Raw genomic sequence first — 19,200 nt, forward strand, 5'->3', positions numbered from 1 at the left:
AGATAATAAGATTAATGAGTAATGGCTGGGAGCGCAATGCGCTTTATATCCGAGTGGGCCTTTTCGGCCGCTGCCTCTTGCTGGATTCTGACGACAATAGCAAAGGCTTGTTGGCTCAAACCATCGAGGCTATTGGCTGAAAATTTGATGTAGGACTTTCCACTATGTAATGGCGTAATTTGCAATGTTATTTGCAAGGCGCCCTGCTCATCACTGAAATACAACGGTTCCAATCCTGCTAGCTGATAATCAGTTGAAGGAATAAACGCCAACGACATACCGTGATGGGCAGGCATAGACCATTGCAGTGAAAGCGTGGCCGGCACATTAACTTGCAGCTCATGCAGCCATTGATATTCCATCGCATAAGGTGACGAAGCATTGGCTGCCGGGCTACGTATCAACTGCACAGTCTGAGAAGATTGCGGCACAACAGGCTGCTCTGGTAGTTCCGCCATGCAGGCTGCTGCCGAGAGAATAATAAGCAAAGACACTAGATATTTATTTACTTTGTCAGCCATTATCCATCAACCCTCAGTTCAAAACAGTATCGCCCCGGGCTGGGCAGGTCGCTATCAACATTATCAGCATGCGCTAAAGCAATAGTATAAACCCCTGATAGCGGTACACTAAAGTCCAGACTCTCCCCATAATTGTCTGCTGCATGGTAAGCCTGTAGCACGCCGCGACGGTAGATTTCGATTGACCCTTTGCCATTGTCAGTGGCAGATCCGTCACTGACTGGCGTAACGGTGAACGCATAGGTCTTATTTTGTGTGGCGTTAAAATAAGCAAACTGGTAATTGGCCAGCTTGTTTTCCAGACCATACTGATCAGTTGAGCAAAGTGTTAACACTTGCGAAATCAGCAGCTCACTATAGACAGCTACGATATCATCATTGTTCGAAATATCATTATTGGTGGGGTCTTCTTCTATACCGAAATCACTATTGATACTTTCAAAATCCTGATCGGCTAATAGCGTATCAATACTATAATCTTCGCTGCGTGTAGCTTTTAATCGATTAATAAAAGGATAAAGACTAATGAACGCATCGGATTGTTTTAGCGCTGAAGACGTTAGTGTTTCGAACAGAGGGACAAAGCCCAGACTTACCTGATCGTTCACCCCGTCATTGCTATCATCAAAAAGATTGTACAGAATTGAATAAACGGAAGCCTCGCTGTACCAGCCCCTACCGGATTTATTATTGGCATCAAGATTAAACCGAAATGTTCTTGATTGATTGATACCTGAACTATCCCGATAATTACTTGCGTCCTCGACAATATCTATGCTGGCCGAGTCCAGAGCGATAGCAGAAAACGCATCAGCCCACCCCTCTTCAAACGCCAGTCGCATATCCAGCCGCTGCCCAAGAATATGACTGCCTCCGCGAGCATCATAGCGACCAAAATTGGCAGAAATATAATGGGCAAATTCGTGCGTAATGACATGGGGATCGTATTCGTCGGTATTACTGTCCTCATCACCCAGTAAATAAATTTGGTTGATAACGGATACGGTAGTGCCATTTTGGGTTGTTTGCGACTGCTTGAAAAAAGCGCCTCCAATATCACCTTCATCCAAGCTCTTATCATCACTGGCTTTGGCAACAGTATTATTTTTGCTCCAGTGAACATACAAAAGCGGTAGTTCTATATTGCTATCAACCGTCAGTAAAGTATCTATTGCTTCACAGGCAACATCCAAAATAGCAAACGGGGCAGCTGCTCTTGTTTGTGTATAGTCACTGGCCAGATTTTCAGTACCGGCAGCAGCTAAAAGGTGACGCTCTGACAAGTTGTCAGGTGTAGCTACTCTGTCATCAATTAAATAATAAGGGGCATTATCTTGAGTATTATCGGTTAGCTGAATATTCCAGCTGGCGCCGCTGTTGTTATTACCCCTATATAACTGCGCACGTACCTGAATGCATACCGCTTGATTCACTGGCACATTCAATCCATATTCGCCGCGACCGTTGCTTAACGTAGCCGCGACAACATCCTCACTGCAGCTACCGTTATTCGCATCAACGGCCTCAACAATTAGCCCGCGCGCAGGTAAGTCAATGATGTTGTTATAATCCAGCCCACTTCTCGTTAAGGGCACCCGCTGGTAAGCAATAGAGCCCGTAATAGTGCTGGCAGGGTCAATCAGGGCCTCGGTGGTGCAAGACAGCATGCCCGCACTGTTAGAAATCATTGCCGGGGCTGATGAAAACCCACCATCAAGACTGGCACTGTCATTGGATAATTCCGGTAGTTCGCCATTCCCCGGACTGGTATTAGCTGCAGTCGTCTCGCTGCTTGAGCCACCTCCGCCACCACCACAGGCTGTCAGGCTGATGCCTATAATCAGCAATAGGATACGTCGCAGTTTCATTTATAGACCTGAAACAGCAGGTGCGTGCTGTTGCGCCGATGTGTCATCCGGATCGGCAGCAGACGGGATAAAATAACGCAGATAATGGGCTTCAGAGAGCAGATAAAACTCGGCATCAATAGCGAGTCTTAATTCTCTTAAATCAGTATCAATATACTGGGCATCTAACTGCAAACCATAGCGGGACAAATCCTTGAGCTGGCTGGCACCGGCGCGCAACAATTCATAGGCCCAGATATAGGGGCTTTTGTTGATAGGAAAGCGGATTTGCTGTGTTTCGAGATTCCAGCGTAATAACTCAGGATCAGTAACACGTAATTTTGTTTCGACGATTTGCGCCAGGAATTCTTCCAGCCGCTTATCAATAATGCGCTTTTGCGGTTCGCTATAGCCATTCCAGTGTATAACTTCATGGGCGAAACGTTTACAGCCACGGCATACACTATCGCCTATACCCGTTGAACAGACACCAATGCAGGGGGTTTTAACTCGATCAACTAACTGCTTACTCACTCAACGCTCGACTAATAGGTAATGAATATCGACTAGGTCTTATTGTTTTCGATGGCTATTCTAGCGTGCCTAACCCATTGATAGAACCATTAAATATTACCGAATAGTCAAACCGAGACAGAGTAAACAGAAATATTCACCCGGCTAATAACGGGCATAGCAATAAACATTGGCTATGATCATTCAACAACTTAACTTCACTGGGCAATTTCAGTATAATGCGCCGTCATATTTTTAAGGCTTGCTTGCTCACTGATTGAGCAACAAGTACCCGGTCGATGTGGGCATCGACAGCCCCAACTGATGGCAATCCCAGCAGCTTGGGTATCGTCCACCTGAGGACACAACCACTGAGGAGTAAACCGTGCTAGAAGCTTATCGCAAACACGTAGAAGAACGCGCCGCCGACAACATTCCCCCAAGCCGTTAAACCCGGAGCAGGTTGCAGGCTTAGTCGATTTATTAAAAAGCCCACCAGCAGGTGAAGAAGAATACCTGTTAGACCTGATCACCAATCGTGTACCGCCTGGCGTTGATGAAGCCGCCTACGTTAAAGCAGGTTTTTTATCTGCCATCGTCACCGGTGAAGTCAGCTGTTCTCTAATCGATAAGCCACACGCCGTAAAATTACTCGGCATGATGCTGGGTGGCTACAATATTGAGACCTTGGTTAACGCGCTGGACAATCCGGACCTTGCCGAACTTGCTGCAGTTGAACTCAAGCACACCTTACTAATGTTTGATGCTTTCCACGATGTTGAAGAAAAAGCGAAAGCAGGTAATGAGCAGGCCAAAGCAGTCATGCAGTCCTGGGCCGATGCCGAGTGGTTTACTTCTCAGGAAAAAGTTGCGGAAAGTATTAAGGTGGCTGTATTTAAAGTGACCGGTGAAATTAATACCGATGATTTATCCCCTGCCCCTGATGCCTGGTCACGTCCTGATATTCCACTACACGCCCGCGCCGCGTTCAAGATGACTCGCGATGGACTTACTCCAGAAGAGCACGGTGTAACAGGCCCAATGTCACAAATTGATGAAGTCAAAGCCAAGGGGTTCCCGGTTGCCTTTGTTGGCGATGTTGTGGGCACCGGTTCATCACGTAAGTCTGCGACTAACTCAGTACTGTGGTTCTTCGGTGATGATCTGCCAGGTGTTCCTAACAAGCGCGGTGGCGGTATTTGTATTGGCGGTAAAGTCGCGCCGATTTTTTACAATACAATGGAAGATGCTGGCGCTTTGGTATTTGAAGCACCAGTTGATGATTTGAATATGGGTGACGTCATTGAAATCCGTCCCTATGAAGGCAAAATTCTTAATGAAGCCGGCGCTACTATCAGTGAATTTGAACTTAAGTCAGAAGTGTTATTGGATGAAGTTCAGGCCGGTGGACGTATTAACCTGATTATCGGTCGTGGTCTAACCACCAAAGCACGCGAATCATTAGGCTTACCCATATCAGAATTATTCCGTACGCCGGTTGCTCCGGTTGATAGCGGCAAAGGTTTCTCGCTAGGTCAGAAAATGGTGGGTAAAGCCTGTGGTGTTGACGGCATTCGCCCGGTACTTATTGCGAACCTAAAATGACCACTGTTGGCTCACAAGATACAACTGGGCCAATGACGCGCGATGAGTTAAAAGATTTGGCTTGTCTGGGTTTTTCTGCCGATTTAACCATGCAGTCTTTCTGTCATACAGCCGCCTACCCAAAACCTGTTGATATAGATACTCAGCACACTCTGCCTGATTTTATTATGACCCGTGGTGGTGTTTCACTGCGCCCTGGCGACGGTATTATCCACTCTTGGCTAAACCGCATGCTGCTACCTGACACTGTCGGTACCGGTGGCGATTCGCACACGCGTTTCCCAATGGGTATTTCATTCCCTGCTGGTTCTGGTCTGGTCGCTTTCGCTGCCGCCACCGGTGTTATGCCACTGGATATGCCCGAATCAGTTTTGGTTCGGTTTAAAGGTGAAATGCAGCCGGGTATTACGTTGCGCGATTTAGTTCACGCCATTCCTTATCAGGCAATTCAGGAAGGTTTATTAACGGTAGAGAAAAAAGGCAAGAAAAACATTTTTTCTGGTCGTATTCTTGAAATTGAGGGTTTGAAAAATCTAACCGTTGAACAGGCTTTTGAATTATCTGATGCCTCAGCTGAACGCTCTGCCGCCGGCTGTACTATTGCACTGGATGAAAATTCGGTTAGCGAATACCTGCGCTCAAACATCACCCTATTGCGCTGGATGATCAGCGAAGGCTACGGTGACGCACGAACGTTAGAGCGCCGCGCACAAGCTATGGAAGCCTGGTTAGCAACCCCGGAGTTAATGACTGGCGATGCCGATGCTGAATACGCTGCGGTTATTGAAATTGACCTTAACGAAATCAAAGAGCCTATCGTTTGCTGCCCTAATGACCCGGATGACGCTAAAATGTTGTCTGACGTTGCTGGCGATAAAGTAGACGAAGTGTTTATAGGTTCTTGTATGACCAATATTGGTCACTTCCGCGCCGCAGGTAAATTGTTAGACAAACATGCTGCTGGTGGTATCTCTACCCGCTTGTGGATCGTACCGCCAACCAGAATGGACGAGCACACTTTGATGGAGGAAGGTTATTACAATATCTTCGGTAAGTCAGGTGCACGTACTGAAATGCCGGGTTGCTCTTTGTGTATGGGTAATCAGGCACGGGTAGCCGCTAACAGTACTGTACTTTCGACCTCGACCCGAAACTTCCCCAACCGTCTAGGTGATGGTGCTAACGTTTATCTGACATCGGCAGAGCTGGCATCGGTAGGCTCAATTTTGGGTCGATTGCCAACGCCTGCAGAATATATGGAATACGCTAAAGATCTGGATTCAATGTCGTCTGAAATCTATCGATATATGAATTTTGATCAGATTGCATCCTTCCAGGAAGCTGCGGATAGTGCCAAGATCAACGCTGTGCAGATTGATGAAGTAAAAATGTAAGTGTCGAGCTCACATAAAAAAACCCGAGTTTAACCTCGGGTTTTTTTATGCACATTCAAAACGATATAATCCTTCTACCTTTTTTTAATAGTCACTAGCCGTTTATTCAATTTAACAAGATCTAATTGATACTGTTTAAAGAGTAATTTTTTTTGTTGGCCATCCAGAGGCGTATAACTTAGATCAACAAAACTGCGGGTCACCGCTAACAATTCAGTTTTTAATAGAGGCTGTTGTTTGGCGACACGACGGGCAAATTCAATCGCACCTTCGTTATTTTCACGAACAAACCCTTTTTTCTGTAATCGATCACACAGTTTCAAATATAGGCGCACTTCCGGCATTAGTTGCGGCTTGCCTCTGCCCTTTAATAAGCGTAAACCGATAACGCCCATTACTAGGCCGCCTATCGCCATCAAAAACACACCGATGCGCCAAGGATCGGCACCTCCTAACAAATCATTAAACGTTTTACGCTGTTTTTTGTCATCATATTGCAATACTTTTATTGACCAATAATAATTAAAGGCATCTAGCTGTAGTCGCAATTTATTTATCCAGGCAACTTTTCGGTAACGTAATGGGGATAATGGTGAGCCGGATAAAAAATCACCCTCTTGTGCTAAAGCTGCTTCAAGACCAAATTCAATACGGTCGGGAGAGACCGCTCCGGTAGGATCTACTCTACGCCAGCCTTCACCGGGCAGCCATACTTCAGCCCAGCCATGGGCATCAAACTGGTGAACCAACACTGTGCCATTAAGGGGATTAATCTCCCCGCCCATATAGCCAGCAACAACGCGCGCAGGAATACCGACAGCACGCATTAAGAAAACAAAGCTACTGGCATAATGACTACAAAATCCGCGTTTAGTGGTAAATAAAAATTCATCAATAGAGTGCTCGCCTAAAGCTGGTGGTGATAATGTGTATACGAATTTTTGTTGTCGATAGATTGCCAATACTGCATCGATATATTTCTGGTCACTACCCGCTTCGCGATGTAATCGCTGAGCAAACTGATGGGACTCCGGATTACCATATTCAGGTAATCGGGTTTCAAAAAGTCGCTGCTCTGAACTCAGCTCGGGCTGAATAAGACGATCAGTATCTGACCAAATCTGATATTCAATGCGTTTACTAATTTCTTTGGTACTTATCAACCGGTAATCATTCACCATTCTCACGGTTGGATCTTTGCTATAAGCCAACGCTAAAGTGAATAGCCAGTTGCGATATGTGGCTTCCTGAATAATTCGATAACTTATCGGGTTTTCAAATTTATTATACAGTCGCATGGCCTCTAGAGAGGAGAGTACATCTTCCGCACGCCTACCCTGACGCCAACTTCTCCCATCAAATTCAGACAACACCAGCCCGCGCCAATAGAGTTTATTACGCGCAGGAACTTCATCTCTGAATACTGCCCTGAAAGCAAGATCGCTACTATTGCTAAGTTGTGAGATGTCACCTGGAGACATGACTTCACTAACGCCGGTTTTAGCCTGCTCCGAAAATGAAGGTACTTTCCATAAAGGTTCGAATCGTGGAAAGATAATAAACAATACCACCATGATTGGTACCGATTGGAGTACGATAAGTAAGCCTTTTTTTAAACTGGCGAGTTCAAATTGCTGATAATGGTGTTGATGTAATGCAACTAAGGCAGTAGTTATCAATCCACTTGTAAAAAAAACGAAGACAACCAGGAAAAAATTCTGTGAAAACAAAAAAGCGGTGATAGCAACAAAGTAAGCAAGAAACAGCAGCACATACACGTCCCGCTTGCTGGAAAGTTCAAGCAGCTTTAAGCAGAACCCGGTAATCAATAATGCCACCGTTGGTTCCATACCAATAAGCGAGCCATAGCTTTGATAGATGCCGCCGCAACAAAGTAGCGTCAATAATATTTTTAGCCAGCTGGGCGGCTTTGACCAACGCCCTTGATATATCATTATTCGCCAACAAGCGCAGATAGCATAGGAGGCCAGCACCCACCAGGGTAGGCGTTCAAAGTGTGGCGCAATTAACGCCATTTGTGAGATTAAAATCCAGGCGAGACAATTGCGCGGAACCTGCCATGACACGGCCATCGGCTATGTCCCCCTACCGTAAAGCGCGAGAGCCTTTAAAATATTTTGTTGATGACCGATGCCGTTACCGGGTTCAATAAGCAGGTCGCCTAAACGCAAACCATAATCATCCTCTGTCTGCTCCAATTTTAATACCCAATAACAGATATGCGACAAACGTTGTTCGGTACTACCAGCAAAGTCATTAATATCGAGCCAGCAATGTTGTTCACGATAGGCGGCAAATTGCTTGGTTTGCAGCGTCTGGCCTTTGGCGTAGCCTTTCCAGAAAACATGCTTTAATGGGTCCCCTGCCTGATAGGTTTTAAAGCCATCAAATTCGTCACTACCGACCGCTGCTATAAGTTCACCATCACTTTCTGAAGTCGCTGCCAGAGTGATTGGCAGTTTGCACTCCAACGGACGCGGATAGACCAGCACCTGAATATCCAAAGCTAACCAGCTCCAACAGCGCAGTAAACCAAGCGGATAAAAGGTCTCAATCAAAAGACGCGGCGGAGTAAATAAACCGCGATCACTGACAGGTAAATGGAGTAACACCGATTCACTTTGATGATCCAGCAATGATACCAGTCGACCCTCACTCTCGGGCCAGCTAACATTGATGTCAAAATAAGGGCTACTGCCATGCCGCTGAAGAATAACCTCAAGCTCCGCATTGTCGCCGCTGAAAACCGGCTTGGCTTTACCTGCAGTAATGGTTAATCCCGATAGGTTGGCATAGGTATGTAGCACAACGACTACAAAAACGCTGGACAACATAAAGACGAAGGCAAACATCATATTGTTTTGGTAGTTAATTGCGGCAATTAACATTACCAATAACACTGCACTGAACCAGCGCCCCTGAGCTGATGGAAAAATAAAAATACGACGCTGATTAAGCGTAATAGATTTTTGAGAAGGGATGCGCCGATCTAACCATTGCTTAAAGCGCTGTTGAATGGTTTTTTTCAGCAAGTTAAACATGAGTATTACCCGATAACAGCCACGTCTTCCAGTAACTTATAGGCAAGGCCGCGACTCTGATGCTGATAATCGCTTGCTGTGCCTAACCGGTGCTCAGCAACGGATGGTAGTACCATTTGCACATCTTCCGGTACCACGTGGCCACGACCAGACATTAGCGCCCAGGTTTTAGCGCAGCGCAACAACGCCAAGGCACCACGAGGCGATAAACCACAGACAAATTGTTGATTATCACGGCTACTTGCGACCAAGCGCTGGACATAATCTAGCAAACTATCCGAACAATGGATCTCGTTAACCGCCTGCTGAATACTGACCAGTTCTGCAACGCTGATAACCTGCCGCATGCGTGCGAGTTTTTTATTGTTATCTTCACCAAGTAATAATTTTCGTTCGGCATCAGGGTCAGGGTAACCTAAAGAAAGACGCATCAAAAATCGATCGAGTTGAGATTCGGGTAATGGATAGGTACCAGATTGCGTTGCCGGGTTTTGAGTAGCGATAACAAAGAATGGAGCCGGTAGTTCTCGCGTCTGTCCTTCTATGGTGACCTGCCCTTCTTCCATTGCTTCAAGTAACGCGCTTTGTGATTTTGGCGTTGTGCGATTAATTTCATCAGCCAATAATACTTGAGTAAAAATAGGCCCGGGAATAAATTGAAATGCAGAAGTATCACGATTAAAAACCGAAACACCTAAAATATCGGCGGGCAATAAGTCACTGGTAAACTGAACACGCTGATACTCTAAACCTAACACTCTGGCCAAGGCATTAGATAAGGTGGTTTTACCCATCCCAGGCAGGTCTTCGATTAATAAGTGGCCTTTGGCTAGTAAGCAGCACAATGCCAGTCGGACTTGAGATTCTTTACCTAGCAGTACCGTACTAATTTCGGCTACGGCCTGGTCTATTTTTTTTTGCATGAAATAAGATGCCCCTAACCAGCCTTAACAACGTAGGCATAGACTAACAGGGAGCTGACTGATTTAAAAACCCCTTTTTACTCTAAATGGCCTGCAATTGTATGGGGATGCCATTAAGTACCGCGTTACCCGATAATTGATCAACGTTTAATTCATCTGTTAAGTCATTGCTGTTTACACCGGGCTGAGTTTGCGCGACGCGTAAACCAATACCCTGGCGGCTATGACCCCAGCCGTGAGGAAGACAAACAACACCAGGCATGATGTCTTCGGTCAGTTTGATATCAACAATCAGCTCGCCAACCCGTGACTTAATTTTTGCTTGCTGTTGGTTTTCCAGACCCTGCGTTTTAGCATCATTCGGGTGAATCAACAACGAACAACGGTCCTTCCCTTTAATCAGTCGCTGACTGTTATGCATCCATGAATTATTGGTACGCAAATCCCTGCGCCCGATTAGCAGTAATGCGTCGGGTTTAAGTAAAGCGTCAATCCCAGCATAAAATCTTTCAAGATCTTGCATGATAGGTTCAGGGAGTAGATGAATTTTTTTATCCGAGGTAAATAAATGGTCAGGAAAACGTGCGTCTAATGGACCTAAATCCAGGCCATGCTCAAACTGTTTTAATACCTGTAGACTGAGACCTTGATCGTGATGTATTTGCTCCGTACCTCTGTATTCAGTAAACGATTTTCTATAGGGGCCGTGTTGCAATGAAAAATCAAGTATTTGCCTGGGTGTTGGTTCAGCCCCTTCTTTTGTCGACAAGCCTTTATGCTCGTCAAGACGGCTGATCAAACCCTGCATAATATCCCAGTCTGATAGTGCTCCTTCCGCATGCTCGAACAGTGGTTCGGAAAATTTGGCGACATTGCGTACGGCTAATAAATTAAACACTAAATCAAATTGCTCGTGCTCTAAGGGACCGGTAGGCGGGAGAATAATATCAGCATGTCTGGAGGTTTCGTTTAGATAGAAATCAACCGATACCATAAAGTCTAGCTGTTCTAACGCCTGATCCAACTGCCTGCCATTAGGCGAAGACAATACCGGGTTGCCAGCAATACATATAAAACCACGGACCTGACCTTCCCCGGGTGTCAGCATTTCTTCGGCCATAGCCGCTGTTGGAAACTCACGATTAAACTCGGGCAAACCTCGCACGCGGGTATGGTAACTGGCAAAACTGCCTGCAGCACTGGCTTGTACCGCGGAGTCCATCGCCGGTGTGGTAAACATCATACCGCCTGCACGATCCATATTGCCGGTAATAATATTCAGCACATTGATTAGCCAATGATTAAGGGTACTAAAAGTTTGGGTAGATATTCCCATCCGCCCATAACAAACGGCGCTTTCGGCGGCACTGAATTCTTCGGCGATGCGCTGGATATGTTGTTCAGCAATACCGCACAACCCAGAAATATCAGTTAGTGAAAAATGATCAAACAGCGTCAGCAACTGCTCCCATTGATTCATTATCGGTTCGAGATGACCAGGTTTATAAAGCCGGTATTGAATAATATGCTGAATGATACCGATTAAAAATAGCGCATCACTGGCTGGCCGAATAAAATGGTGCTCTGATGCATAGAGTGTCGATTCAGTTTTTCTAGGATCGATCAGTACCCACTTGCCTCCACGATGTTTTATTCCCTCCAGACGCTTGAGGACATCACCAGCAGACATCAAACTACCGTTAGAGACCGCCGGATTTGCGCCTAACATAAGCATATAGTCAGTGCGGTCAATATCGGGAATCGTAAACACCTGCGCATGACCAAACATCAGGTAAGAGGTTAATTGATGAGGCATTTGATCAAGTGAGGCGGCGGTAAATAAATTGCGGCTGCCTAGCGCTTTGCGAATTTTTCCCGTCGCTAACAGTAAACCAAAGTTATGCGAGGTCGGATTACCCCAGTAACCCGCTACTGAGTCGTTACCATACTGTGCTTGTATTTCAGCTAGCTTGCCGGCGGTAATATCAAGTGCTTCCTCCCAGGATATTTCTAACCATTGGCCATCTACTTTCTGCAACGGTTTTTTCAATCGGTCGGGGTCGTTATGTAGATCTTGCAGGGAATAACCTTTGGGGCAAATATGGCCCTGGCTGTGCGGGTCATTTTCGTCACCAATAATGGACAGTATTTTATCGCCTTGAAATTCTATTTTAACGCCGCACATAGCCTCACAGAGGGTACAACTGCGAAAATGTGTTTTTATCGGTAATGCATGTTGTGCATCATTTTCCGCTACCTCCCGCGATTTAATGTCACGGATAATCTGCAGCATACGGTTAATGTTGGTTTCTTTAACCCGCGGGCGCCCTTCTCGCTTACCTTGTTCTTGTTCATAGTTATCCAGTAGCTTCCAGTCGCTAAAACTGACGTAATCAATGTGGCGCTGCTGTAATAGTGTACTTATGTCTTGACACGTATCGGCATCGATCCCGACTGAAAAATTGGCACATAATTCATCGACCGTGTCAGCGGCACATTGCTTATTGCTACCAATCACACCACTGGCACCGCGTTTAATCCACCCGGAGACATACTCCTGCGGTTGTTTTCTTGCTAGATCAATACACGAATTATGATGGGTGATTACCCCCTGCTGCTGATCGAAAGGTAAACCGGTAATGGGTTCACCTTGGTATCCCGTTGCGTTAATCACTAACCCTGTCGATAGAATGATACTTTCAGAAGTAGCAACAGCGCTTACTTTTCCGTCTGCACCCCGTTGCAACCTATTGCGGCTTGCAGATAACGTTTTGCCATTACTATTTTCTTTGATTGCGGTGGGGCTCAAACCAAACATAAAGTGAATCGTTTTAGCTGCGACCTGTTTATTAACGTTGCCCGCCGCTATTTTTTGTAACAAGTGTATATTTTGCTTTGCTTCACTACATTCCGGTTGTTCTAATTCAATTAAAGATTGGCTATCAAGCGCGAGATCATTACTATCAACAACGAGGTCGATTTCTGGCATAGCCATTAACTGCTCTAGCTCTTTAGGCGTAAAGGCTGCTTGCATAGCACCACGACGGGCTAATAGATAAACATCTTTGATATTGCTATTAGCAATAGCTGTAAGTGCCTGATCGGCAATGTCCGTTTGCTGTAGTTGCTCTGCCGATAATATACGTGCAATATCCAGCGCGACGTTGCCCATACCAATCACCACGGCCGAACCGGATGACAAATCAGGCAGTAACGCTTGATGCTCAGGGTGGCCGTTATACCAGCCGACAAACTCCGAAGAGCCAAATACGTTACCTAGTTCTGCACCGGGTATGGCCAGTGTTTTACTGTTAGACCCACCGGTGCTGTAAACAACAGCATGGTAGTGCTGGCGTAAATCCTCCGCCGATAAATCAGTACCTACATTCACATTACCAAAAAAACGTACCTGCGGAGATTCCGCCACCCGTTCAAAATTTTTACTTACTGATTTAATCTTGGGATGATCCGGCGCCACGCCATAACGCACCAATCCAAATGGTGTCGGTAGGCGTTCAAAAATATCGACCTGCGCTGATGGCATCTTATTTAATAATGCATCTGCGGTATAAAAGCCGGAGGGACCTGAGCCGACGACGGCAAACCTTGCTGCCGCACTGGAATGAGTGGTGTGAGCTTGACGATGAATGCTTTCACTTATTAATGGATACAGCTGGGAATTTACGGCATTGAGATCGATAAAATGCCGCATCGTTGCAGGTACTGATGATGCTGGAAAAATAGCGCGCTCAGGGCATTCAGTGAGACAGGCATTACAATCGATACAAACTTCAGGATCGATAAAGAGCATCTCCGGCCCTTCACGAAATGCGTCGACCGGACACACATCAACACAGTCGGTATGTTTGTTGCCAATACATGCTTGGGTGACGATATAAGCCATCTTTGTTTCCCTTCTTAAAGTAAGCGAAACACTAAGAATTTAGCAGCTCATAGGCAATAACGATTGCAACCAATTTTATAGTCAGAAACGTTGGCGGAATAAACGCTGGTTTAAAGTGCGTCTAAACCCCGCTGCATATCGATTTTAAGATCTTCAATATCTTCCAAGCCCACTGCAAGGCGAATTAAGTTATCGCTTATGCTGGCTGCAGCGCGCTGTTCATCGGTTAAACGGCCATGCGTGGTCGTAGCAGGATGAACGATGGTGGTTTTAACATCGCCCAAGTTGGCGGTTAATGAACAAATGCGAGTGGCATCGATAAAGCGCCAGGCTTCGTCGCGACCGCCTTTAACCCGGAATGAGAGTACCCCGCCGTAACCGCGCTGTTGCTTGGTTGCCAAGGGCTTGCCCGGGTGAGAATCCAAACCTGAATAAAAGACTTTCTCCACTGCATCCTGTTGTTCCAGCCATTGCGCGAGAGCTAGAGCATTAGCACTGTGTGCATCCATTCTCAAGCGCAGTGTTTCCAGACCTTTTAAAAATACCCAGGCATTAAAGGGACTCATAGTCGGACCACAGGTACGTAGAAAACCGACAATTTCTTCAATTTGCTCATGCCTGCCGACTACACAGCCCCCTACGCAACGACCTTGACCATCAAGGTATTTAGTCGCAGAGTGAATAACCAGATCGGCACCAAAGTCGATTGGTTTTTGTAATGCGGGTGTACAGAAACAATTATCAACCACAAACAGACACTGATGTTTTTTAGCCAACACTGATAGCGCACTTAAGTCGGCTACTTCACAAATAGGGTTCGAAGGCGTTTCGCAAAATAATAATTTGGTATTAGGTTTAATTGCTGACGCCCAATCATCGAGGTCCACTAAATCAACAAAACTGACTTCAAGGCCAAACTTGCATAAATATTTTAAAAATAGATTGGTGGTGGTGCCAAACACGTTGCGAGAGCAGACAACATGATCACCGGCTGCTAATAAGGCCATGCAAGTACTCAGTATGGCTGCCATGCCTGATGCAGTAGCCACTCCCGCCTCGGCGCCTTCCAGCGCGGCAATACGTTGCTCAAAATTGCGTACGGTGGGATTAGTGTAGCGAGAATAAACATTGCCCTTTTCATCCCCCTTAAAACGAGCGGCGGCCTGTGCAGCACTATCAAATACATAACTGGAAGTAGGAAAAATGGGCTCGGCATGCTCACCTTCGGCCGTACGTATTTGACCGGCACGAATCGCCAGCGTATCGATCCGGGCATGCTCCAGGGCGGCTCGGCGCTGCTCTTCTTTAAGTGACATGTTGGTTTACCTGTTTGTTCTCGATTATTCGGTCGATGGTTCAAAATGCCCAATAATGCTATAGGGCATCGTCATTGTGCAAGCCATCACTGCCCCCTCATCTGCGGACTCTTGTTTGGACTTTGTTTCATCATTACGTTCAGCGTCAATACGTGCTAAATATGCGGCATCGATATCACCGGTTACATACTCACCGGTAAAGACCGAACAATCAAAATTTTTGATAGAACGATTACCTTCAGCAGAACTATCAATCAGATCATCAAGATCTTGATACACCAACCAGTCAGCACCAATCAGCTCACCTACTTCCTCTTCAGTGCGACCATGTGCGATGAGCTCTTCAGCAGATGGCATATCGATACCATAAACATTGGGGTACCTTACTGGTGGAGCAGCAGAGGCAAAATACACCTTGGCTGCACCGGCATCACGAGCCATTTCAATAATTTGTTTGCATGTCGTACCGCGTACAATGGAATCATCGACCAGCATGACGTTTTTATCTTTAAATTCTAAACCGATGGTATTGAGCTTTTGTTTCACCGATTTTTTTCGTTGACTTTGACCCGGCATGATAAACGTACGGCCGATATAGCGATTTTTGACCAAACCTTCGCGGAATTTAACGCCAAGCTTGTGCGCCATTGATTGAGCAGCTATGCGGCTGGAGTCTGGAATTGGCACGACTACATCAATATCATGATCAGGCCGCAGCTCTAACACTTTAGCGGCTAGTTTTTCACCCTGTCGTAGACGGGATTTATAAACAGAAATACCATCAATAATGGAATCAGGGCGAGCGAAATAGACATGCTCAAAAATACACGGGGTAGTAATCGTGTTTTCTGCACATTGGCGAGTGTGTAGATGGCCGTCAGTATCGATATAAACAGCGCCACCTGCCGGGACATCGCCAACGAGTTTAAAACCCAGGACATCCAACGCAACGCTTTCGGAAGCAACCATATACTCTTTGCCGGTAGCGGTGACACGCTCACCGTATACCACTGGACGAATACCATGCGGGTCACGAAAAGCCACAATACCGTAATTGGCAACCATTGCCACTACGGCATAACCACCTTTGCAGCGGTTATGCACAGCAGTGACTGCATTGAAATATCTTCAGCAGATGGCGCTAATTTACCGAGCTTTTGTAATTCATGGGCAAAAATATTGAGTAGTACTTCAGAATCTGAATCAGTATTGAGGTGGCGAAGATCTGTTTGGAATAACTCGCGACTTAACTCTGCAGAGTTAGTTAAATTACCGTTGTGAGCCAGACTGATACCGTAAGGGGAATTGACATAAAACGGTTGTGCCAAAGCGGGGCTGGAACTTCCTGCTGTTGGGTAGCGCACATGGCCAATACCAATATTACCGGTCAAACGCTGCATGTGGCGAGTGTGAAACACATCCTTAACTAACCCATTACCTTTACGCTGGTTTAATCGGCCGTTATCAAAAGTAACAATGCCAGCGGCATCCTGGCCGCGATGTTGCAGCACGGTAAGCGCATCATAGAGTTCCTGGTTTACATTAGACTTGGCGACTATACCTACAATGCCACACATGGTTTAAACCTCATCAAGCTACAATGCTATTGTAGAGTTAACAACACTATCCATAAATTTAGCTATCCCCAATCCGGGAAGATAGTTATAACCACTGGCCAAAAAACTCAAGTAAAAAACTGAAGCTGTCTTTACACCAATGCTCAATCAATAAAAAATGCGGGATTAATAACGATTGCTGCCACCAGCCATCATTATTAACCGGGACAGCCATTGGCGATAATATCAACAATGCCATCACAATAATGACGCCACGGACAAATCCAAATGCCATACCAAAAAGTCTATCGGTACCACTAAGCCCGGTCATCTTTACCAACTCGCCAACTAAATATTTGACCATGGCACCAACCACGAGGGTGGCTGCAAAAAGAACGGCGAATGATAACAGATAGCGAAGAGAAGGAGAGGTAATAAGATCTTCTAACAATACGGCCAATCGCTCATGAAAAGCGACAGAGATAAAAAAAGCCAGCGCCCAGATTGCTAGCGAGATTGCTTCTTTAACAAAGCCTCGCTTAATACTCAATAAACTGGAGATCGTTATAATGGAAACGATGGTCCAATCTGCCCAATTCATTAGCAACCTGTTTTCAACGACGATAAGAGCGACAAATTAACAGCGCGAATTCTAACAGAGGGCGTGTCACTGCCCTAGTAATTTTATTATCTGCAACGATCAAATCTAACACCCTGGTTATTGTTCGTAACGTACAACCATGGCCTTAACACCATAGGCTTTATTGATGGTTGGCATAATGTCATCGAAGGCATCACTAGTCAGTCTCGGACCGATATAAACCCGAGTAGAGGGGCCATCACTGGTAGTGACAGTACGTGTATAGGCTTTATAGCCCTTCTCAACCAAAGCCTTGGTCAATTCTCTGGCATTCGCCGTCTCGGAAAAACTGGCAATTTGCAGCACCCATGCTTCCGGCAAGTTACGCGAATCCAGCCTTGGTGTCAGTTTAATTGGGGGTTCTTCAGCCTTAGGAAGGCTAGGCGTTGGCGCTGCGACGGGTTGCTCTTGTGGCGTGACCACTGGCTCAATAGATGGAGGCCTTGCTGGCGCTGTGACAGTGTATTTTTCAAAAGCCGGTGTAGGCGGTATTTGACTGGTTCGATCCATTGCAATGCGGTCAGCATCAGAAAAAATAAGTGGCCACATGATCAATGCGAGGCACACCAACACCACTGCGCCCACTAAACGCTGTTTAAATCCGTCATTCATGCATGCTACCTAATAGTTCATTCATAATATTGTTGAGGGCTGCTGATTAAAAGCCAGAACATCAGCCACGGTGAAAAAAGAGCCAAAAACCACCAGACGATCTTGCCCTGTCATTAATGATAATACCTGCTGTAATGCTTGTTGAATATTATGGCAAACACTAACCTGCGAGGAGGAATGTTTAACAACTTCGTTGGCTAACAGGCTAGCAGACATAGCTCTGGACGTGTGCGGTAAATCCGCTAAATACCAGCTATCTATCTGTGGCTCAATGGCACAGATAATGCCGGGAATATCCTTATCAGCCATGACTGCAAAAAGAGCGAATGTTCGACCTTGGCAAACGTTAACCAGCAACTGATGAGCAAGATGGGTCGCAGCAGCTGGATTATGGGCAACATCCATGATGACGTGCTTGCCAGCGATACGAAGCTGCTGAAAACGACCTGTCAGGGCGGTAGCGGCCAGCACTTGGTAATCCACCGATGCAATAGGTAGATCAAGTAAATGCAATGCCTGAATAGCAGCCGAAACGCTTTCGGTTGGCAGTTGCACTGCCGGTAATGCAGTTAATTGTATGGGTTGAGATGACAGGTTTTGTCCGGACCAGCAGCCTTTATCCGCATTAAAGGTGAAATCATCGCCGGCTTGCAAGAGTATGGCACCGCACTCAGCAGCGGCTTGCTGTAAAGATTGAGGTGGCGAATAACCCGCTGAAATAGCGTAACGCCCTGCTCTAAATATACCGGCTTTTTCGCGTCCAATAACTTCACGATCATTACCCAGCCACTCTTCATGATCAATATCAATGCTAGTGACAACAGCAATATCGGCATCAATAATATTGACCGCATCCAATCGCCCACCAAGCCCCACTTCAAGAATGACTACATCCAATTCACTTTGCTGAAAAATATAGAATGCTGCGAGCGTACCAAATTCAAAATACGTTAAACTGATATCAGCTCTAGCCTGATCTATAGCATCAAATGCTGCACTAATTTGTTGATCTGTAGCGCGTTTGTCATTAACAACAATTCGCTCGTTATATTCTAAAAAATGCGGTGAAGTAAAACAGCCCACACGGTAACCCGCAGAGCGCAGTAATGTGTTTAAGCTGGCGACACAGGAGCCTTTGCCATTAGTGCCAGCAACCGTAACGACTTTACATTCAGATAAATCAAGCCCCATGGTGCTGGCAACAGTGCCAACACGCGTTAGACCAAGTTCAATTTCAGAAGGGTGGCAGGACTCAAGCCAGCTCAGCCAGTCCTGCAGTAGATTAAAGCGCATGTAAAAAGAAACGC

Annotated in this window: 11 protein-coding genes and 2 pseudogenes; 1 reads left to right on the forward strand and 12 read right to left on the reverse strand. The window is 46.0% G+C overall.

Going from position 1 to position 19,200, the window contains the following annotated elements:
* Window positions 1–11: 11 nt before the first annotated feature.
* From UNITIG_RS16765 to UNITIG_RS16775, 3 genes are read right to left on the reverse strand one after another with little or no spacing between them, the layout of a single operon-like run.
* Window positions 12–521, reverse strand: coding sequence for a hypothetical protein (locus UNITIG_RS16765; RefSeq protein WP_101759526.1), 510 nt, complete (start codon window positions 519–521; stop codon window positions 12–14).
* Window positions 521–2,389: a hypothetical protein gene (locus UNITIG_RS16770; protein WP_101759527.1), complete on the reverse strand. Its 1,869-nt coding sequence runs from the start codon at window positions 2,387–2,389 to the stop codon at window positions 521–523. Before UNITIG_RS16770 ends, UNITIG_RS16765 begins: the two co-directional genes overlap by 1 nt.
* The gene (locus UNITIG_RS16775) at window positions 2,390–2,902 is read right to left on the reverse strand and encodes a DUF1289 domain-containing protein (protein ID WP_101759528.1); all 513 of its coding nucleotides are present in this window, start codon (window positions 2,900–2,902) and stop codon (window positions 2,390–2,392) included. It abuts the gene before it with no gap.
* Window positions 2,903–3,266: 364 nt separating this feature from the next.
* On the opposite strand from UNITIG_RS16775, the pseudogene acnB reads away from it, so the two are divergent.
* Window positions 3,267–5,880, forward strand: a pseudogene (gene acnB / locus UNITIG_RS16780) (bifunctional aconitate hydratase 2/2-methylisocitrate dehydratase).
* Between the two features lie 74 nt (window positions 5,881–5,954).
* Here the strand turns inward: acnB and UNITIG_RS16785 are convergent.
* The 9 genes and pseudogenes from UNITIG_RS16785 to folC all read right to left on the reverse strand — a co-directional run bounded on the left by UNITIG_RS16785 (window position 5,955) and on the right by folC (window position 19,186).
* The gene (locus UNITIG_RS16785) at window positions 5,955–7,973 is read right to left on the reverse strand and encodes a DUF3488 and transglutaminase-like domain-containing protein (RefSeq protein ID WP_101759529.1); all 2,019 of its coding nucleotides are present in this window, start codon (window positions 7,971–7,973) and stop codon (window positions 5,955–5,957) included.
* A 3-nt stretch (window positions 7,974–7,976) separates the two neighbouring features.
* Complete coding sequence (locus UNITIG_RS16790; protein WP_101759530.1) at window positions 7,977–8,942, reverse strand: DUF58 domain-containing protein; 966 nt, start codon at window positions 8,940–8,942, stop codon at window positions 7,977–7,979.
* Window positions 8,943–8,947: 5 nt separating this feature from the next.
* Complete coding sequence (locus UNITIG_RS16795; RefSeq protein ID WP_101759531.1) at window positions 8,948–9,865, reverse strand: MoxR family ATPase; 918 nt, start codon at window positions 9,863–9,865, stop codon at window positions 8,948–8,950.
* Window positions 9,866–9,947: 82 nt separating this feature from the next.
* Window positions 9,948–13,769 (reverse strand): molybdopterin-dependent oxidoreductase, encoded by a 3,822-nt coding sequence (locus UNITIG_RS24525; RefSeq protein WP_235015466.1) that lies wholly within the window; start codon window positions 13,767–13,769, stop codon window positions 9,948–9,950.
* Between the two features lie 110 nt (window positions 13,770–13,879).
* Window positions 13,880–15,085 carry an O-succinylhomoserine sulfhydrylase gene (locus UNITIG_RS16805; RefSeq protein ID WP_101759532.1) on the reverse strand — a complete coding sequence of 402 codons (1,206 nt, stop codon included), beginning with the start codon at window positions 15,083–15,085 and terminating at the stop codon, window positions 13,880–13,882.
* 58 nt (window positions 15,086–15,143) lie between these two features.
* A pseudogene (gene purF / locus UNITIG_RS16810) lies at window positions 15,144–16,662 on the reverse strand (amidophosphoribosyltransferase).
* A gap of 85 nt (window positions 16,663–16,747) precedes the next feature.
* Entirely contained in the window at window positions 16,748–17,242 is a 495-nt protein-coding gene (locus UNITIG_RS16815; RefSeq protein WP_101759533.1) for a CvpA family protein, read from the reverse strand.
* Window positions 17,243–17,359: 117 nt separating this feature from the next.
* Entirely contained in the window at window positions 17,360–17,893 is a 534-nt protein-coding gene (locus UNITIG_RS16820; RefSeq protein ID WP_101759534.1) for an SPOR domain-containing protein, read from the reverse strand.
* A 21-nt stretch (window positions 17,894–17,914) separates the two neighbouring features.
* Window positions 17,915–19,186, reverse strand: coding sequence for a bifunctional tetrahydrofolate synthase/dihydrofolate synthase (folC, locus tag UNITIG_RS16825; protein WP_101759535.1), 1,272 nt, complete (start codon window positions 19,184–19,186; stop codon window positions 17,915–17,917).
* Window positions 19,187–19,200: the final 14 nt, after the last annotated feature.

This window comes from Oceanicoccus sp. KOV_DT_Chl (genome assembly GCF_900120175.1).
GTDB lineage: Bacteria > Pseudomonadota > Gammaproteobacteria > Pseudomonadales > Dasaniaceae > Oceanicoccus.

Coding starts and splice junctions, on each gene's coding strand:
- UNITIG_RS16765 (WP_101759526.1), bottom strand. CDS start 521: ATGGCTGACAAAGTAAATAAATATCTAGTGTCTTTGCTTATTATTCTC.
- UNITIG_RS16770 (WP_101759527.1), bottom strand. CDS start 2,389: ATGAAACTGCGACGTATCCTATTGCTGATTATAGGCATCAGCCTGACA.
- UNITIG_RS16785 (WP_101759529.1), bottom strand. CDS start 7,973: ATGGCCGTGTCATGGCAGGTTCCGCGCAATTGTCTCGCCTGGATTTTA.
- UNITIG_RS16790 (WP_101759530.1), bottom strand. CDS start 8,942: ATGTTTAACTTGCTGAAAAAAACCATTCAACAGCGCTTTAAGCAATGG.
- UNITIG_RS16795 (WP_101759531.1), bottom strand. CDS start 9,865: ATGCAAAAAAAAATAGACCAGGCCGTAGCCGAAATTAGTACGGTACTG.
- UNITIG_RS24525 (WP_235015466.1), bottom strand. CDS start 13,769: ATGGCTTATATCGTCACCCAAGCATGTATTGGCAACAAACATACCGAC.
- UNITIG_RS16805 (WP_101759532.1), bottom strand. CDS start 15,085: ATGTCACTTAAAGAAGAGCAGCGCCGAGCCGCCCTGGAGCATGCCCGG.
- UNITIG_RS16815 (WP_101759533.1), bottom strand. CDS start 17,242: ATGAATTGGGCAGATTGGACCATCGTTTCCATTATAACGATCTCCAGT.
- UNITIG_RS16820 (WP_101759534.1), bottom strand. CDS start 17,893: ATGAATGACGGATTTAAACAGCGTTTAGTGGGCGCAGTGGTGTTGGTG.
- folC (WP_101759535.1), bottom strand. CDS start 19,186: ATGCGCTTTAATCTACTGCAGGACTGGCTGAGCTGGCTTGAGTCCTGC.